Annotated in this window: 19 protein-coding genes; 11 read left to right on the forward strand and 8 right to left on the reverse strand. The window is 55.5% G+C overall.

All coding sequences use genetic code 11. From position 1 onward, the window contains the following. Window positions 1-4 precede the first annotated feature (4 nt). The 6 genes from ubiJ to tatD all read left to right on the forward strand — a co-directional run bounded on the left by ubiJ (window position 5) and on the right by tatD (window position 4,721). Window positions 5-610, forward strand: a complete 606-nt coding sequence (gene ubiJ / locus ACOTXL_RS11750) for a ubiquinone biosynthesis protein UbiJ (RefSeq protein WP_003860788.1) — start codon at window positions 5-7, stop codon at window positions 608-610. Continuing rightward, window positions 607-2,247 carry a ubiquinone biosynthesis regulatory protein kinase UbiB gene (ubiB, locus tag ACOTXL_RS11755; protein WP_022650180.1) on the forward strand — a complete coding sequence of 547 codons (1,641 nt, stop codon included), beginning with the start codon at window positions 607-609 and terminating at the stop codon, window positions 2,245-2,247. The genes ubiJ and ubiB overlap by 4 nt, the downstream gene beginning before the upstream one ends. A 76-nt stretch (window positions 2,248-2,323) precedes the next feature. Next, window positions 2,324-2,578 (forward strand): Sec-independent protein translocase subunit TatA, encoded by a 255-nt coding sequence (gene tatA, locus ACOTXL_RS11760; RefSeq protein WP_003860787.1) that lies wholly within the window; start codon window positions 2,324-2,326, stop codon window positions 2,576-2,578. Window positions 2,579-2,581: 3 nt separating this feature from the next. Continuing rightward, a complete protein-coding gene (gene tatB, locus ACOTXL_RS11765) occupies window positions 2,582-3,124 on the forward strand; it encodes a Sec-independent protein translocase protein TatB (RefSeq protein WP_003860783.1) in 543 nt (180 codons plus the stop codon). Window positions 3,125-3,126: 2 nt separating this feature from the next. Continuing rightward, complete coding sequence (gene tatC, locus ACOTXL_RS11770) at window positions 3,127-3,897, forward strand: Sec-independent protein translocase subunit TatC (RefSeq protein WP_023315191.1); 771 nt, start codon at window positions 3,127-3,129, stop codon at window positions 3,895-3,897. Between the two features lie 41 nt (window positions 3,898-3,938). Then, a complete protein-coding gene (tatD, locus tag ACOTXL_RS11775; protein WP_045350335.1) occupies window positions 3,939-4,721 on the forward strand; it encodes a 3'-5' ssDNA/RNA exonuclease TatD in 783 nt (260 codons plus the stop codon). On the opposite strand, the gene rfaH is transcribed toward tatD, so the two are convergent. Beyond that, complete coding sequence (gene rfaH, locus ACOTXL_RS11780) at window positions 4,718-5,209, reverse strand: transcription/translation regulatory transformer protein RfaH (protein WP_003860779.1); 492 nt, start codon at window positions 5,207-5,209, stop codon at window positions 4,718-4,720. The genes tatD and rfaH overlap by 4 nt on opposite strands. Window positions 5,210-5,378: 169 nt before the next feature. Between rfaH and ubiD the strand changes: the two genes are divergently transcribed. From ubiD to ACOTXL_RS11795, 3 genes are all read left to right on the forward strand, one after another. After that, window positions 5,379-6,875 carry a 4-hydroxy-3-polyprenylbenzoate decarboxylase gene (gene ubiD / locus ACOTXL_RS11785; protein WP_032608225.1) on the forward strand — a complete coding sequence of 499 codons (1,497 nt, stop codon included), beginning with the start codon at window positions 5,379-5,381 and terminating at the stop codon, window positions 6,873-6,875. 39 nt (window positions 6,876-6,914) lie between these two features. Continuing rightward, on the forward strand, window positions 6,915-7,616 hold the full coding sequence (gene fre / locus ACOTXL_RS11790; RefSeq protein ID WP_003860778.1) for an NAD(P)H-flavin reductase: 702 nt from the start codon (window positions 6,915-6,917) through the stop codon (window positions 7,614-7,616). Between the two features lie 216 nt (window positions 7,617-7,832). Next, complete coding sequence (locus tag ACOTXL_RS11795; RefSeq protein ID WP_045350333.1) at window positions 7,833-9,452, forward strand: ABC-F family ATP-binding cassette domain-containing protein; 1,620 nt, start codon at window positions 7,833-7,835, stop codon at window positions 9,450-9,452. A 38-nt stretch (window positions 9,453-9,490) separates the two neighbouring features. Here the strand turns inward: ACOTXL_RS11795 and ACOTXL_RS11800 are convergent, their stop codons facing one another. After that, the gene (locus tag ACOTXL_RS11800) at window positions 9,491-9,778 is read right to left on the reverse strand and encodes an HTH-type transcriptional regulator (RefSeq protein ID WP_003860776.1); all 288 of its coding nucleotides are present in this window, start codon (window positions 9,776-9,778) and stop codon (window positions 9,491-9,493) included. 330 nt (window positions 9,779-10,108) lie between these two features. Between ACOTXL_RS11800 and ACOTXL_RS11805 the strand changes: the two genes are divergently transcribed. Together ACOTXL_RS11805 and cspE are read left to right on the forward strand one after the other, a co-directional pair. After that, window positions 10,109-10,819 carry a DUF3053 domain-containing protein gene (locus ACOTXL_RS11805; protein ID WP_017383576.1) on the forward strand — a complete coding sequence of 237 codons (711 nt, stop codon included), beginning with the start codon at window positions 10,109-10,111 and terminating at the stop codon, window positions 10,817-10,819. 243 nt (window positions 10,820-11,062) lie between these two features. Beyond that, on the forward strand, window positions 11,063-11,275 hold the full coding sequence (gene cspE, locus ACOTXL_RS11810; protein WP_003860775.1) for a transcription antiterminator/RNA stability regulator CspE: 213 nt from the start codon (window positions 11,063-11,065) through the stop codon (window positions 11,273-11,275). 58 nt (window positions 11,276-11,333) lie between these two features. Here the strand turns inward: cspE and ghrB are convergent, their stop codons facing one another. The 6 genes from ghrB to ACOTXL_RS11840 all read right to left on the reverse strand — a co-directional run bounded on the left by ghrB (window position 11,334) and on the right by ACOTXL_RS11840 (window position 17,364). Continuing rightward, window positions 11,334-12,308 carry a glyoxylate/hydroxypyruvate reductase GhrB gene (gene ghrB, locus ACOTXL_RS11815; protein ID WP_023315194.1) on the reverse strand — a complete coding sequence of 325 codons (975 nt, stop codon included), beginning with the start codon at window positions 12,306-12,308 and terminating at the stop codon, window positions 11,334-11,336. 27 nt (window positions 12,309-12,335) lie between these two features. Next, window positions 12,336-13,616, reverse strand: coding sequence for an MFS transporter (locus ACOTXL_RS11820; protein WP_017694735.1), 1,281 nt, complete (start codon window positions 13,614-13,616; stop codon window positions 12,336-12,338). Window positions 13,617-13,733: 117 nt separating this feature from the next. Further along, the gene (locus ACOTXL_RS11825) at window positions 13,734-14,672 is read right to left on the reverse strand and encodes a sugar kinase (protein ID WP_045350332.1); all 939 of its coding nucleotides are present in this window, start codon (window positions 14,670-14,672) and stop codon (window positions 13,734-13,736) included. 3 nt (window positions 14,673-14,675) lie between these two features. Further along, window positions 14,676-15,425: a sugar phosphate isomerase/epimerase family protein gene (locus ACOTXL_RS11830; RefSeq protein ID WP_032608229.1), complete on the reverse strand. Its 750-nt coding sequence runs from the start codon at window positions 15,423-15,425 to the stop codon at window positions 14,676-14,678. A gap of 102 nt (window positions 15,426-15,527) precedes the next feature. Further along, window positions 15,528-16,544 carry a LacI family DNA-binding transcriptional regulator gene (locus ACOTXL_RS11835; protein ID WP_015569988.1) on the reverse strand — a complete coding sequence of 339 codons (1,017 nt, stop codon included), beginning with the start codon at window positions 16,542-16,544 and terminating at the stop codon, window positions 15,528-15,530. A 157-nt stretch (window positions 16,545-16,701) separates the two neighbouring features. Next, the gene (locus tag ACOTXL_RS11840) at window positions 16,702-17,364 is read right to left on the reverse strand and encodes an OmpA family lipoprotein (RefSeq protein ID WP_022650190.1); all 663 of its coding nucleotides are present in this window, start codon (window positions 17,362-17,364) and stop codon (window positions 16,702-16,704) included. Window positions 17,365-17,408: the final 44 nt, after the last annotated feature.

The following is a 17,408-nucleotide window of genomic DNA, read 5'->3' on the forward strand; positions in this document are numbered from 1 at the left end:
TCCCGTGCCCATTAAACCCTTAGTCACCGCAGGCATCGAGAATGTACTGAATGCCTTTCTGTATCGCGCTCCGGCGCTGAAAACCGCACGTCAGCGGCTTAACGGAAAGGTGCTGCGCATCGTGTTAAAGGAGTTCTCGACGCCGCTTGTGCTGGTCTTCAGCGAACGTCAGCTTGACGTTCTGGGGGAGTGGGAAGGCGAAGCTGATTGCTCGGTAATTACGCACATGAGCGTCTTACCAAAACTGCGTGACCGTCAGCAGATGACGGCGCTTATTCGCAGCGGTGAGCTGGAGGTCGAAGGCGATATTCAGGTGGTACAGAACTTCGTTGCACTCAGCGATCAGGCTGAATTCGACCCGGCGGAACTGCTGGCGCCCTATATCGGCGACATCGCGGCTGAAGGGATAAGCAAAACGCTGCGCACGGGTTCCGCTTTCCTGCGTAAAGGTCTGCTCCGTCAACAGCGCTATGCTGCCGAGGTGCTGACCGAAGAGTGGCGTATGGCGCCGGGGCCTTTAGAAGTCGCCTGGTTTGCAGAAGAGACCGCGGCAGTTGAGCGCGCAGTTGATGCGTTAACCAAACGGCTGGAAAAACTGGAGGGCAAATGACGCCTGGTGAAATTCGGCGCCTCTATTTTATCGTTCGCACCTTTTTGAGCTACGGGCTCGACGAGCTTATCCCCAGAATGCGTATCACTCTGCCGCTTCGGCTTTGGCGTCGCACGCTGTTCTGGATGCCGAATCGCCATAAGGATCAGGAGCTGGGCGCACGCCTGCGTCTTGCGTTGCAGGAGCTGGGACCGGTCTGGATCAAGTTTGGGCAGATGCTCTCAACACGTCGCGACCTTTTTCCACCGCAGATTGCCGATCAGCTCGCACTATTGCAGGATCGCGTCGCTCCGTTTGACGGAGAGAGAGCGAAGAAACAAATCGAAGAAGCGATGGGCAATATCCCCATCGAGACCTGGTTTGATGATTTCGATATTCAGCCTCTGGCCTCTGCCTCTATTGCGCAGGTTCATACTGCGCGCCTGAAGGAAAATGGCAAAGAGGTGGTCATTAAAGTGATTCGTCCGGATATCCTGCCGGTTATCAAAGCAGACATGAAGCTGATTTATCGCCTGGCTCGCTGGGTGCCGCGTCTGTTGCCGGATGGCCGCCGTCTGCGTCCGCTGGAAGTGGTACGGGAATACGAAAAAACGCTGATTGATGAGCTTAACCTGCTGCGTGAATCGGCGAACGCCATTCAGCTGCGTCGAAACTTTGAAGACAGCCCGATGCTGTATGTTCCTGAAGTCTATTCTGACTATTGCAGTCAGAACATGATGGTGATGGAACGTATCTACGGTATTCCGGTCTCGGACGTGACGGCGCTGGAAAAACAGGGCACCAACATGAAGTTGCTGGCCGAACGTGGCGTGCAGGTCTTCTTTACTCAGGTTTTCCGCGACAGCTTCTTCCATGCTGACATGCATCCGGGCAACATTTTTGTCAGCTATGAGCACCCGGAAGATCCTAAATACATCGGCATCGACTGCGGTATTGTCGGCTCGCTGAATAAAGAGGATAAGCGTTATCTCGCCGAGAACTTTATCGCTTTCTTCAATCGCGACTACCGTAAGGTGGCCGAGCTGCACGTGGATTCAGGCTGGGTTCCGCCAGATACCAACGTGGAAGAGTTTGAATTTGCGATCCGCACCGTCTGTGAGCCGATTTTTGAAAAGCCGCTCTCGGAGATCTCTTTCGGACACGTCCTTCTCAACCTGTTCAACACCGCACGCCGTTTCAATATGGAAGTGCAGCCACAATTAGTTTTACTTCAGAAAACATTACTTTACGTTGAGGGCGTAGGCCGCCAGCTCTATCCTCAGTTAGACTTGTGGAAAACCGCGAAACCGTTCCTCGAATCCTGGATTAAGGATCAGGTCGGTATTCCAGCCCTGGTTCGCTCGCTTAAAGAGAAAGGCCCGTTCTGGATTGAAAAAATGCCTGAAATTCCTGAACTGGTTTACGACAGTTTGCGTCAGAGCAAGAACCTTCAGCACAGCATGGATAAAATCGCGCACGAGCTTCAATCCAGTCGCGTGCGTCAGGGGCAGTCCCGCTATCTCTTCGGAATTGGCGCGACGCTGCTGATAAGCGGCACGTTGCTGTTGATCAATCGTCCGGACTGGGAAATGATGCCAGCCTGGATTATGGCTGCCGGTGTGGTTGTCTGGCTTGCTGGCTGGCGAAAAACGCGCTGAATTAGCGTCGCTATCGAGAGATTGCATACGTATAATGCGATCTGACTAATTAATCATCTATCACTGGGGAACACGCATGGGTGGTATCAGTATCTGGCAGTTAGTGATCATTGCCGTCATCGTTGTGCTGCTGTTTGGCACGAAAAAACTCGGATCGATTGGTTCCGACCTGGGCGCGTCAATCAAAGGCTTCAAGAAAGCCATGAGCGATGATGAGAATAAGCAGGAAAAAACCAGTCAGGATGCTGATTTTACCGCTAAATCCATCGCCGATAAGCAGGACGAAGCCAAAAAGGAAGAGGCTAAACGTCACGATAAAGAGCAGGTGTAATTCGTGTTCGACATTGGTTTTGGTGAGTTACTGCTGGTCTTTGTGATTGGTCTGATTGTGTTGGGGCCGCAGCGTTTACCCGTTGCGGTGAAAACCGTCGTGGGCTGGGTGCGGGCACTTCGCTCGCTGGCAACTACCGTGCAGAACGAGCTGGCGCAGGAGCTGAAGCTTCAGGAATTTCAGGACAGCCTGAAAAAGGTTGAAAAGGCGAGCATGGATAACCTGACGCCGGAGCTGAAAGCATCAATGGATGAGTTACGCGAAGCGGCTGAATCCATGAAGCGCTCTTACAGCATTAACGATCCTGAGAAGGCGAGCGATGAAGCAAACACCATCCACAATCCGGTGGTGAAGGGTAGCGAAGAGCAGCGCGAGGGTGTAACGCCTTCCAGCGCGGAGCATCAGGCTGCTTCGCCAGAGCAATCGCCGCAGGAGCCCGAAGTGAAAAAGCAGGTGCCGCCGGAAGAGCCCGTGGTCAAAACGGCTGAGGTAAAACCCGCCGCGCCCGTTTCCGAATCATCCCCCTCGTCGAGTGATAAAGCGTAAACATGGCAGTAGATGATACTCAACCGCTGATTGCGCACCTCATTGAGCTGCGTAAGCGCCTGTTAAACTGCATTATTGCGGTTTTCCTCATTTTTTTATGTCTGGTCTATTTCGCCAACGATATCTATCAGGTGGTTTCCGCGCCGCTGATTAAACAGATGCCGCTGGGCGCGACGATGATTGCAACGGACGTTGCTTCACCGTTCTTTACCCCCATCAAGCTGACCTTCTGGGTATCGTTGATTGCATCTGCACCGGTCATTTTGTATCAGGTCTGGGCATTTGTGGCGCCCGCGCTGTACAGGCATGAACGCAAGCTGGTTATTCCGCTGCTGGTGTCCAGTTCGCTGCTGTTTTATATCGGCATGGCGTTCGCCTACTTCGTTGTCTTCCCGCTGGCCTTTGGCTTCCTGACGCATACCGCGCCAGAAGGGGTGCAGGTGTCGACGGACATCGCCAGCTACCTCAGCTTCGTGATGGCGCTGTTTATGGCCTTTGGTGTCGCCTTCGAGGTGCCCGTAGCGATTGTCCTGCTCTGCTGGGTAGGGGTGACCACGCCTGACGATCTGCGTAAGAAGCGCCCGTACATCCTGGTGGGGGCATTTGTTGTAGGTATGCTGTTAACGCCACCGGACGTCTTCTCGCAAACCTTACTGGCGATACCGATGTACTGCCTGTTTGAAGTCGGCGTATTCTTCGCTCGTTTCTACGTCGGAAAGGGGCGTACCCGGGACGAAGAAGACGAGCCGTCTGAAGAGACCACTAAAGAATAAAACCAACCGCCCGTCAGGGCGGTTGTCATATGGGGACACGTATGTTTGATATCGGGCTTAACCTCACTAGCTCCCAGTTTGCGAAAGACCACGATGAGGTGGTGGCGCGCGCCTTTGCCGCCGGCGTGGGTGGGCTGCTACTGACGGGAACGAATCTGCATGAGAGTGAGCAGGCACGGCAGATGGCGCAACGCTATCAACACTGCTGGTCCACCGCAGGCGTGCATCCTCATGACAGCAGCCAGTGGACGCATGAAAGCGCTGAGGCGCTTCATCGTCTGGCACAAACGCCAGAAGTGGTTGCCATTGGCGAATGCGGGCTTGATTTCAACCGTAACTTCTCGACGCCTGAAGAGCAGGAGAAGGCATTTACCGCCCAGCTCGCGCTGGCAGCAGAGCTGGAGATGCCGGTGTTTATGCACTGTCGCGATGCGCATGAACGTTTTATGGCGCTACTGGAACCCTGGCTGGAGAAACTGCCGGGCGCGGTGTTGCACTGCTTTACGGGCTCCCGTCAGGAAGCGCTGGATTGCCTGAACCGCGGGCTTTATTTGGGTATCACGGGCTGGGTCTGCGATGAGCGTCGTGGGCTGGAACTGCGTGAGCTGTTACCCGTTATCCCGGCCGATCGTTTGCTGCTGGAAACGGATGCGCCGTATCTGTTGCCCCGGGATATGCAGCCCAAACCGCCATCACGACGTAATGAACCGGCCTACCTGGGGCATATTGCTGAGCGAGTGGCGCACTGGCTGGGAGAAGATGCGCAGTGGCTGGCAGCACAAACCGATGATAACGTGCGTCGTCTGTTCGGCGTGCAGTTCTAAACTTTGCGGAAATCGGTGTTTTTCACGCTCTGCAACACCTCTTTGTTCAGCAGGTTGAGCAGCAGCATGGAGCGCGCTTCACCGTCCGGCTCAGCGAAGATGGCCTGTAAGCCTTCAAAGGCGCCTTCGGTGATCACCACGCTGTCGCCGGCATAAGGGGTTTCCGGATCGGTAATATCTTCAGGCTGCTGGTAGACAGAAAGCTGATGAATAACCGATGACGGTACTCTTGCCGGATGGGCGCCAAAACGCACAAAATGGCTGACGCCGCGCGTGGCGCTGATCGTCGTGGTGTGGATCACTTCGGGGTCGAATTCGACGAACAGGTAATTCGGGAACAGAGGCTCACTGACGGTCGTGCGTCTTCCACGCTGCATTTTTTCAAGCGTGATCACGGGTGTCAGGCAGTTAACAGACTGACGTTCAAGATGTTCCTGCGCGCGCTGAAGTTGCCCGCGTTTGCAATACAGTAAATACCAGGCCTGCATAATCACTCTTCCCATTGTTCGGGGCGCAAGCATACCAAAACCCTGGCGGGATCGCTAAGGTGATTATAATGGCGAAAAAGAGAGTAAGTCGTGGAAGTTCACGCTAATTTAACAAAATTACAGCATCACGCGGTCTTACGCCGTATAATGAAGCGCTTACAGAGAGGCCATGATTAACTGCATGAAATACCACGATCTACGCGACTTCCTGGCGCTGCTGGAAAAGCAGGGCGAACTCAAACGCATTACGCTTCCTGTTGATCCGTATCTGGAAATGACAGAAATCGCTGACCGCACCCTGCGCGCGGGCGGCCCGGCGTTGCTGTTTGAAAACCCAAAAGGCTACACCATGCCGGTGCTGTGCAACCTGTTTGGCACACCTCGCCGCGTGGCGCTGGGGATGGGGCAGGAAGATGTCACGGCGTTACGTGAAGTGGGCAAACTGCTGGCCTTTCTGAAAGAGCCGGAGCCGCCAAAAGGGTTCCGCGACCTGTTCGACAAACTGCCGCAGTTTAAGCAGGTGTTGAATATGCCCACCAAACGCCTGCGCGGTGCGCCGTGCCAGCAAAAAGTGCTGGAAGGCGATGCGGTGGATCTGACCAATATTCCCATCATGCAGTGCTGGCCTGAAGATGCCGCACCGCTGATCACCTGGGGCCTCACCGTGACGCGTGGGCCGCATAAAGAGCGTCAAAACCTCGGCATTTACCGCCAGCAGCTGATTGGCAAAAACAAGCTCATCATGCGCTGGTTGTCCCATCGCGGCGGGGCGCTGGATTTCCAGGAGTGGTGCGCGGCCCATCCGGGCGAACGCTTCCCGGTTTCCGTCGCGCTGGGTGCCGATCCGGCAACCATCCTGGGCGCGGTGACGCCTGTTCCTGATACGCTGTCTGAATATGCCTTTGCAGGGCTGCTGCGCGGCACCAAAACCGAAGTGGTGAAGTGCATCTCCAATGACCTGGAAGTACCGGCCAGCGCAGAGATTGTGCTGGAAGGTTACATTGAACAGGGCGAGCTGGCACCCGAAGGGCCGTACGGCGACCACACCGGCTATTACAACGAAGTGGATAACTTTCCGGTGTTCACCGTCACCCACATTACCCAGCGTGAAGATGCCATCTATCACTCCACCTATACCGGCCGTCCACCCGACGAACCGGCGGTACTGGGCGTGGCGCTGAACGAAGTGTTCGTGCCGATCCTGCAAAAGCAGTTCCCGGAAATCGTTGATTTTTATCTGCCGCCGGAAGGGTGTTCGTATCGCCTGGCGGTGGTGACGATGAAGAAGCAGTATGCCGGTCACGCTAAGCGCGTGATGATGGGCGTATGGTCTTTCCTGCGCCAGTTTATGTATACCAAGTTTGTGATTGTCTGCGATGATGACGTCAATGCCCGCGACTGGAATGACGTTATCTGGGCCATCACCACGCGTATGGATCCGGCGCGTGATACGGTGTTAGTGGAAAACACGCCGATTGATTACCTGGATTTTGCCTCGCCGGTTTCCGGACTTGGCTCAAAAATGGGACTGGATGCCACGAACAAATGGCCTGGCGAAACCGACCGTGAATGGGGTCGCCCGATCGAAAAAGATCCTGCCGTGACCGCGCGAATTGACGCGATCTGGGACGAGCTGGCCATAATGAATAACGGTAAGGCAGAATAAGACCGTTTAGCCCTATAGACTTCCCGACAGAGAGAGCGAATGACAACCTTAAGCTGTAAAGTGACGTCGGTAGATGCTATTACCGACACCGTATATCGCGTCCGTTTGGTTCCTGAAGCGGCATTCTCATTCCGTGCCGGTCAGTACCTGATGGTCGTGATGGACGAGCGTGATAAGCGTCCTTTCTCTATGGCCTCAACGCCAGCAGAGAAGGAATTTATTGAGCTGCATATTGGTGCGTCTGAGCTTAACCTGTACGCGATGGCCGTGATGGACCGCATCCTGAAAGAGCGTGAAATCGTGGTCGATATTCCTCATGGCGAGGCCTGGCTGCGTGAAGACGAAGACCGTCCGCTGATCCTGATTGCCGGTGGCACGGGCTTCTCCTATGTCCGCTCTATTCTGCTGACGGCGCTGGCGCGTAATCCAAATCGCGATATCACCATCTACTGGGGCGGCCGTGAAGAGAAGCACCTTTACGATCTGTCTGAGCTGGAGGCGCTGAGCGTAAATCATCCAAACCTGCGCATTGAGCCGGTTGTCGAGCAGCCGGAAGAGGGCTGGCGCGGGCGCAGCGGTACGGTGCTGACTGCGGTATTGCAGGATCACGGGACGCTGGCCGGGCACGATATCTACATTGCCGGTCGCTTTGAAATGGCAAAAATTGCCCGCGACCTGTTCTGCAACGAGCGTGACGCGCGGGAAGATCGTCTGTTTGGCGATGCGTTTGCGTTTATCTGATTGAGAGACCCGCTTCGGCGGGTTTTTTATGCTCGGGCAATAGCCTGGTGAAAATTTAACCTTGAAATGGGCGGCGCATTGCCGTTATTCTTGTTCCCGTTAAATTTCGCCCTCAGGAGCGCCCCCCAAAAATGAACAAACACGACTGATGAATTTCGATCCTTGCTCAACGCATCGCGTCGGCAGGGGATGTTTTGATTTCATTCAGGAGTGCTTATGGCTCATTTTGCGCAGTCCCCCTCTTTTATTTTGCATCAGGTCACCTGTCAGTTTGCGACGGGCGATATCCTTTTTGGTCCACTGAATCTTTCTCTGGATGCGTCAGTGTGCGCGCTGGTTGGCCGCAACGGCAGCGGTAAAACACGCCTTCTCCGGTTGCTGGCAGGAGTTGATGAACCCGCCAGCGGTCATATTGAACGCTTTGGTACACACGTCTACGTGGCGCAGCAGCAGGATATTTCTGCGGATACCACGCTTGCCGAACTGCTTGGTTACGACGCGATCTTTGCGGCGCGCACGCGCATCGACAGCGGTCATTATGAACCCGACGATCTCGACACGCTCGACGGTTATTGGGATCTGGCTGAACGGCTGAGCCAGGCTTTTATCGCTGCAAAACTTCCCCCTTTTGACCCGAGTAAACGCGCGGCAGAGTTGAGCGGTGGCGAGCGCATTCGTGCCTTGCTGTGCAGCGCATTCACCGCGGATGCTGACTACCTGCTGCTGGACGAACCGACCAACCACCTCGACAGGCAAGGCCGCAAGTGGTTCTACGAGCAGCTTTCCAGGTATCAGGGCGGGGTGCTGGTGGCCTCTCACGACCGTGAGTTGCTGGCCCAGGTACCGCGAATCCTTGAACTGAGCGCGTTGGGCTTGCGCAGCTACGGTGGGAATTATGCTGACTATCGAACCCAGCGTGATGCTGAACAGCTGGCTGCCCGCGCCGCGCTGGAGCATGCTGCCACCGAGCGCAAGCGTACCCGCGCCCGTATGCATAAAGAGCATGACGACAGCCTGCGGCGTTCAGCCAAAACGCTTCGCACGGTCGACAGCCTTAACATCGCCTCGTTTGAACGGGTCAAATACAAAGGGGCGGCGAAAGAGCGTATTGGTTCCTGGAAAAAACAGCATAGCGATCAAAACCATGCTTTGAACGCTGCGGTCAACCAGGCACGCGAGCGGGTTGAAGAGGATAATGCGGTGATGTTTACCCTGCCGGGCAGTGAAATCCCGGAAGGGAAACAGGTGCTGGTGCTGGAAGAACTGGTGCTTCCGCACGTGCCTGTCCCACCGATAAACTGGCGAATGGATGGCCCGATGCGCGTGGCGCTACGCGGGCCGAACGGCTGTGGAAAATCCACGCTGTTGAAAGTGATGTTGGGCGAAACCGCCCGTGTTACGGGAATCTGTAAGGTCTCTGTCAGGTGTGCTTATCTCGATCAGCATCTTTCCCGGCTGGATCTGTCGCAGTCGGTGATGACTCACCTTAGCCTGGGCAATACGCCGCTCGAAGAGGGGGCGCTGCGTACCCGTTTAGCGCAGCTTCAACTGGGCGCAGAGAAAGTGACACTACCACTGGCCGAACTGAGTGGCGGCGAGCGCCTGAAGGCCGCGCTGGCCTGCGTATTGTGGCGTGAAGCGGCAACGCAGCTGTTGCTTCTGGATGAGCCGACCAACCATCTTGATCTGGCCTCTGTTCAGGCCATTGAAGCGGCCCTGGCCGATTATCCCGGCGCGCTGCTGGTGGTGTCGCACGATGAAGCTTTTCTGGCAGGGCTGAAGCTGACGCATGAACTGGTGTGGGAAGAGACGGGATGGCGATGTGAAAGCCTGTAAGCACAAGCCCCCGCAAGGGCGGGGGCAAACAAACTTTATCAGGCTAACTGCTTGCGAAGGTCAGGGTTTGCCTGGATCAGGCGCATCAGCTTTAGCTCGGCTGGGGTAGGTTTTTCACGTTTTGACTCCCACTCCAGCACCATTGCTACGCTGACACCCATCGCTCTTGCGAATTCATCTGTTTTCAGGCCCGATCCTTTGCGTAAACGCTCAAATTCACTAAAAGGATTGGACTTTTGATTCAGGGTAACCGTCGGCGGTACATCTTTAAAAATAATCTGTTCCAGGCTGCTCAGCAGCTCAAACTCAGGATCTTTTAATTCCATTGAGAACTCCTCATAAATCACACATCGGGATCATGAACATCAGAGAGCCTGTTAAGAATAGTCCCTAAACCAGACACAGGATCGTCACGGCTGTGATTAATTGTGCGATAACGATCGCTTTACACGTTTCAGCTATATGGATAGTTATGCTAATTACCTGATTAGTCATATGTAGGGATTCACAGGTATTTTTTTGTAAATAGTCAGTACAAAAACGGGAATACCCGTTTTGCATGAAAACTCTATCTTGCAAGGCTGACCTGGACTATCCTTGTCAGCGTTGGGCACGCGTGTGCCGGTGTGCGCTTTTTGGGTGAAAGGAGTAATAAAATGGCGACAGGAAAGTCCTGCTCTCGCTGGTTTGCGCCTATTGCGGCGTTATTGATGGTTGTTAGCCTGAGTGGGTGTTTCGATAAAGAAGGCGATCAGCGCAAAGCGTTTATCGATTTTCTACAGAATACAGTGATGCGTAGCGGCGAGCGTTTACCAACGCTGACTGCGGATCAGAAAAAACAGTTTGGTCCATTCGTGTCGGATTACGCCATTCTGTATGGCTATTCTCAGCAGGTAAGCCAGGCGATGGATTCCGGTATTCGCCCGGTAGTGGATAGCGTGAATGCCATCCGTGTTCCACAGGATTATATGACCCAGCGCGAACCGCTACGCCAGTCAAATGGCGCGCTTGGGGTACTGAGCCAGCAGCTGCAAAATGCCAAAATGCAGGCTGATGCGTCGCGTTCCGCGTTGAAGCAGGGCGAGGATCTTAAACCGGTCTATGACCAGGTGTATGAGAAAGTCGTGACCAAGCCGTCAAACGCTTTGCAACCGCTGATCCCGGCGGCGCAGGTCTTTACTCAGCAGTTGGTCCAGGTGGGTGACTTTATTAGTGAACAAGGTACGCAGGTGAGCTTTGTCTCTAACGGTATCCAGTTCCCGACCTCCCAGCAGGCGAGCCAGTATAACGCGCTGATCGGTCCGCTCGCGTCCCAGCATCAGGCCTTTAGCCAGGCCTGGAGCGCAGCGGTCGCTGCTACGGAATAAGAAAAACCCCCGCTTCGGCGGGGTTTTTTTATGCTTGATGAAAATAACGCTTGTCATTCATCTACCACATCGGTATAACTATGTTCGTCGGTTTGTTACACAGACCTAAAGCAGTTTAGTAAAGCAGTCCAGATTGTTATCCATAGATACCCTTCGTAGTGACCCTTCCTTCATCGCTTAAAAATCTGTAACGCAATCCATCAAGCCGGAAGGCACAATATATTTGTTAATAAGGTAATTTCTATGTCTGCTAAAATGACTGGTCTGGTAAAATGGTTCAACGCTGATAAAGGTTTCGGCTTCATCACTCCTGACGATGGCTCTAAAGACGTGTTCGTACACTTCTCTGCTATCCAGAACGATGGCTACAAATCTCTGGATGAAGGTCAGAAAGTTTCCTTCACCATCGAAAGCGGCGCTAAAGGCCCAGCAGCTGGTAACGTTGTAAGCCTGTAAGCTTCCAGCCCAGTAGCACTAAATTCAAAAACCCGCCTTCTGGCGGGTTTTTTCGTTTCTACTGTTGTATCTGCGGGTTAACGCAGTTCTTATCCACTTTACCGCCGAGCGCGGCAATCAGGTTATCCACGGCGGTCGCCGCCATGTTGTAGCGTGTTTCATGAGTTGCAGAGCCGATGTGAGGCAGGGCGACGACGTTCGGCATGGTCAGTAGCGGAGAATCCACCGGCAGCGGCTCTTGTTCAAACACGTCCAGACCAGCGGCGTGGATCTCACCGTTTTGCAGTGCCTCAATCAGCGCCTTCTCATCGACCACCGGACCACGACCCGCGTTGATGAAAATGGCCGATTTCTTCATCTTTTCAAACGCCGCTTTGCCGATGAGATGACGCGTTTCATCCGTCAGCGGCAGGATCAGGCAGACAAAGTCGGCTTCCCGCAACAGCGTATCAAGCTCGCAATAAAGGGCGTTGAAACGTTCTTCAGCTTCACTGTGGTGACGGCGCGCGTTATACAGAATGGGCATGTTGAAGCCAAAATGCGCGCGCTGTGCCAGCGCCAGACCGATACGGCCCATCCCAACAATCCCCAGCGTTTTGCCATGAACGTCCACGCCGAACCAGTCCGGGCCAATGCTTTTGGTCCATTCGCCCGCTTTCACGCGCTCGGCCACTTCCACTACACGACGGGCGGTGCTAAGCACCAGCGCCATCAGCGTGTCGGCGACGGTCTCCGTCAGGGCATGGGGCGTGTGCATCAGCAGGATGTTGCGCGCGTTTAGCGCATCCACGTCGAAATTGTCGTATCCCACCGAAACGGTTGAGGTAGCACGAAGCTTCGGCATTTTCTCCAGCAGCGCTGCATCCACCTTTTCGCTCGAACCCAGCAGGCCCTCGGCGCTGGCAAACGCGTCGGCGTGCTGTGCCACGGTTTCCGGGCTGAGGTTCTTTACCCGGGTAACGGTAAAGTGTTCCTCCAGGCGTTTTTGCAGATCTTCAGGCAGTGCTTTGTACAAAATGACGGACGGCTTCATGCTAATCTCCGTTGATTTTAAAAGGATTCAGGCGTGGCGTGCGCCGACGGGTAGCTGTTGATTATTAGCAGGCTTAACAATCAGAGTAAGCCATACCGAGGCAAAAAGCGCCACCCCCATAAAGATGTAAGAGGCCGACGGGCTGCCGGTGGCACCGTTAAGATAGCCCACAAACCACGAGCCAAAGAACGAACCCAGCGCACCCATACTGTTGATCAACGCCATCGCGCCCCCTGCGACGTTACGCGGCAGCATTTCCGGGATGATGGCAAAGAACGGACCATACGGGGCATACATGGCCGCACCCGCAATCACCAGCAGAGTGTACGAGACCCAGAAGTGGTTCGCGCCTACGGCCCAGGAGCCAATGAAGGCAAAAGCAGCGATCAGCAGCAGTGGCCAGACGAACAGCTTACGGTTTTGCAGCTTGTCCGATGCCCAGGAGACGATAATCATCGCGATGGTCGCAGCCAGGTAAGGCACCGATGACAGCCAGCCCACTTCCACCATGCCAAGGTTTTCACCGCCGCTGCGGATAATCGACGGCAGCCACAGCACAAAACCGTACACGCCAATACTCCAGGTAAAATACTGTGCACACAGCAGAATAACGTTCCGGGAGCGGAAGGCTTCGCCGTAGTTACGCACCGCTTTAAGCCCCTGCTGCTCTTTATCCAGCTGCGCCTGGAGTGCGGCTTTTTCGTCTTCAGAAAGCCATTTCGCCTGGGCTGGCTTATCTTTCACCAACACCCACCAGCAGAAGGCCCAGATAATCGCGGGAACCCCTTCGATGATGAACATCTCGCGCCAGCCGAAGGACTGGATCAGATAGCCGGAAACCACCGACATCCACAGCACGGTGACCGGGTTACCGAGTATCAGGAACGTATTAGCACGTGAACGCTCAGATTTTGTGAACCAGTTGCTGATGTAAATCAGCATTGCTGGCATGACGGCCGCCTCAACCACGCCGAGAATAAAGCGAATAGCCGCCAGAGCAGGAATGTTATTCACCACGCCAGTAAGCGACGCACAGGCACCCCATAAGATCAGGCAGATGAAAATGAGCTTTCGCACGCTGCGGCGTTCAGCGTAAATCGCGCCGGGGATCTGGAAGAAGAAATAACCCAGGAAGAAGAGGGCGCCCAGCAGGGACGAGACCCCTTTGGTGATCCCGAGGTCTTCGTTGATCCCGGCGGCGGATGCGAAACTGAAGTTGGCACGATCCAGGTACGCCAGGCTGTACGTGATAAACACGATTGGCATGATGTACCACCAGCGTTTTACTGCATTGGTCGAACTGTTCATAGGCTTGCCTCTGTTGTTGAGGTTGTTGCCGCCGTTGTCTGTAGGGTACACGGTGGCTTAATTATCTGGTGCGGATTGCTGCCCTCACCCTGGTCCTCTCTTACGGGGAGAGGGAATTTAGACGCCGAGCTCTGCTCGTGTTGGTAATCCTTCGCTGTCGCCCTGCACCTGAATCGCCAGCGAACCAATTGTGTTGCCTCGCGCCACGGCCTGCGACAGCGGTTTGCCCTCCAGCAGGGCGCTGATGACCCCGACGGCAAACCCATCGCCCGCGCCCACGGTATCGACCACGTTGTCGACTTTTACCGCAGCGACAGCGCCTTGCTCACCGTCGGCAGTTTTAAACCATGCGCCGTCGGCACCGGTTTTCAGCACCACGGCTTTTACCCCTCTGTTGAGGTAAAAATCAGCAATGCCTTCGGGCGTGCTTTCGCCAGTGAGGATCATTCCCTCTTTTATGCCCGGCAGAACCCAGTCCGCCTGAAACGCCAGTCGGTTGAGTTTCTCAGCCATCTCCGCTTCGCTTTTCCACAGCACCGGGCGCAGATTCGGATCAAAGGAGATCGTTTTGCCCTGCGCTTTCATTGCCGAAGCCGCGTGATCGAGTAAATCGTACGAGCTGGCCGAGAGCGCCGCCGCCACGCCGCTCAGGTGCAGGTGGCGCGCGGAGGAGAAATACGCGGCGTGATAATCATCCACGGAGAGATGGCTTGCCGCTGAGCCTTTGCGGAAATACTCCACGATGGGATCGGTTCCATTTTCAACTTTAGATTTCAGCTGAAAGCCCGTCGGGAAGCGTCCGTCGAGCGTGACGCCTGCGGCATCAATGCCCTCTTTTTTCAGCGAGTCGAGAACGAAATGGCCAAAGCTGTCATTGCCCACGCGGCTCACCCAGCCGACATTCAGCCCCAGCCGCGCAAGGCCGGTAGCGACATTCAATTCGGCGCCTGCCACGCGTTTGATAAAGTGCTCCACTGCGCTCAGCTCGCCCGTTTCGGTGGCGACAAACATCGCCATGGCCTCGCCGATAGTGATAACGTCCAGCGTCTTGTGCATGGTTTACTCCTCGCGCAGCAGGTTGACGTAATGGCGGGTGACGGCGGTGAGATCCGTCCCTTCGAGCGGAAATTCGATACCGCGCGGCGCGTCGGCAGGCAGTTGATTAAGCAGATCCCGCCAGCGAGAATCGGTCTGATCCGGCGCGACGGCGCGGAACTGCGCCTTATGCGGGACTGCGGCCTTCACATGAATATAGCTCACGGCGGGAGCCAGCTGACGTGCAGCCTCTTCCGGGGAGTCGCCAACCCACAGCCAGTTGCCCATATCGAACGTCAGTGTGACCGGCAGCGCCATTACCCGGCAGGCGGCTTTGAAGCGCTGCATCGGCGCGAGCTGCCCGCAGTCGGTCTGGTCGTTTTCCACCACCAGCGTCATGCCGCTTTCATCCAGCAGTGCGCGCAGGGCTTCAAGCGGTTGTTTGTCGCTGAAATGACCCAGCGAGACTTTAAGCCACAGCGCGTTCAGTGCGCTGGCTTCGCTAAGGTAGCGTGGAAGATCCGGGTTGAGGGTTCCATCGGGCATAAACAGGGGGGCCGGGGCGGAGTAGCACGCCAGTAAACCCAGCAGTTCAATGGACTCGCCCAGCGCAGGCAGGGCCATTAACTCGTCGTGGCTGAAGAGCTCTCGGCGGATTTCAACGCCATCAGCCCCTGCGCCGGCAATAACGGGAAGCATTGCCCGTTGACCGCCTGCCTGTCGCACCTGATCCGCACCATACGCGGCGGTGACCACCATAATTTTCCTGCTCATTTCCTGACTCCAGAGCGTAATCGATAGTATTACGCTAGATGGAACCGGTTCCAAAGAAAAGATCGGGATGCTGAATTTATGATCGCTGTCACGAAGGGGAAATTAACGGGCAGTAGAGCCGCGAACGATCAGCTCGCCAGAAAAAACCTGCTCGCGTACGGCGTCGCGGGTGCCTTCAATGCGGCGAACCACTTGTTCAACCGCGGCATAGCCGATCTGCCAGGTGGGTTGTTTGAGGGTGGTAATGCCTACGCCAGCAAGTTCAGCCCACTCCAGTTCATCAAAGCCGAGCAAGCCGATGTCGCTGCCCCAGTGCAGGCCAATGCGTTTAAGCGAGCGGGCAACCTGAAGCGTCAGCGCCCCGTTAGCGGAGATCACCGCCTTACGCATTCCCCGATGGCGGGTATGGAACTGGCGCAGGGTATTATCCAGCTGTCCGGCTTCATGGAGGGGGATTTCAGCATTTTCGGCGATCACACCGGGATAACGCGCCAGCGTGGCGCGAAATGCAGCCAGGCGGTCGCGGCGGGTGTTAACCATACCCAGCGGTTCGCTCAGGAACAGAATGGCTTCGAAACCCTGTTCAATCAGGTGCTCGGTGGCAGTGGTGGCCGCCTGGGTGTTATCCAGCCCGACCACATCGCAGGCAAATTCCGGGATTTTGCGGTCAATAAGCACCATCGGGAGAGACGATTGTTGCAGACGATTTAGCCCCTCTTCGCGCATCCCGACGGCATTGACCACGATCCCTTCCACCTGATAGCTGCGCAGCAGATCGAGGTAATGCAACTCCTGATCAACTTCGTTATTGGTGTTACAGACCAGCGGGGTAAAGCCTTTTTCCCGGCACGCCGCTTCGATGCCGCTGAGTACGTTAACGGAGTAGGGGTTAGTGATATCGGCGATGATAAGCCCAATCAGGCGGGTGCGACCCCGCTTGAGGCCGCGCGCCATCAGGCTGGGACGGTAGTCGAGATCGGCAATGGCTTGTTCGATTCGCGCCAGCAGCGCATCGGACAGCAGGTGTTTCTCGCCGTTGAGGTAGCGTGAAATGCTGGTTTTACCGGTTTTGGCGGCTTTCGCCACGTCGCTGATGGTGGCCCGGGTTGGTTTGATCATCGCTGATTTCCCTGAATTTAGTGAGAATACCTTAGCGGGAAAATCTGGCGAATCAAGCAATTTGCCGGGTGGCGGTCTGATGCCCTCACCCCAACCCTCTCCTACAGGAGAGGGCGCAAATACTAAAACGGCAACGGGGTTGCCGTTTTGCTTTTACCTACTGCACAGGACTCAACGTAATTTCAACGCGGCGGTTCTGCGCTTTGCCTTCCGCCGTGCTGTTGCTGGCGATCGGGTTAGCCGGACCCATGCCGCTGGTGCGGATGCGGTTCGCTTCTACGCCCTGGGTGATCAGCGAGCTGGCCACGGAATCGGCGCGCTGCTGCGACAGACGCATGTTCAGATCCTGGCTGCCGGTGCTGTCGGTGTAACCAATCACGTTCACGGCAGTTTTATTGTACTCTTTCAGCACTGCGGCCACGCCGGTCAGGGTGTTCGCGCCTGCGGGTTTCAGCGTCGCGCTGCTGCTGTCAAAGGTCACGTTGTTTGGCATGTTCAGGATGATGTTGTCACCGCTGCGCGTCACGCTTACGCCCGTACCTTTCATTTTGTCACGCAGTTTTGCTTCCTGCACGTCCATGTAATAACCCACGCCGCCGCCCAGGGCTGCGCCTGCCGCTGCGCCAATCAGCGCACCTTTGCCGCGATCTTTCTTGGAGGAGGAGAGTACGCCAACGCCAGCGCCTACCAGGGAACCAATACCCGCGCCAATGCCGGATTTGCCCGCTTCGCGTTCACCGGTGTAAGGGTTGGTTGTGCAGCCTGAAACAGCCAGTGCGCCGCTCACCAGAGCGGCAATAACGAGTACGCGTTTTTTCATCTTATTTCCTTAATCCTTTTTATTCTTTGCCACGACGGACGTGG

Source organism: Enterobacter cloacae complex sp. IR5402 (assembly GCF_049238125.1).
Lineage (GTDB): Bacteria > Pseudomonadota > Gammaproteobacteria > Enterobacterales > Enterobacteriaceae > Enterobacter > Enterobacter hormaechei_C.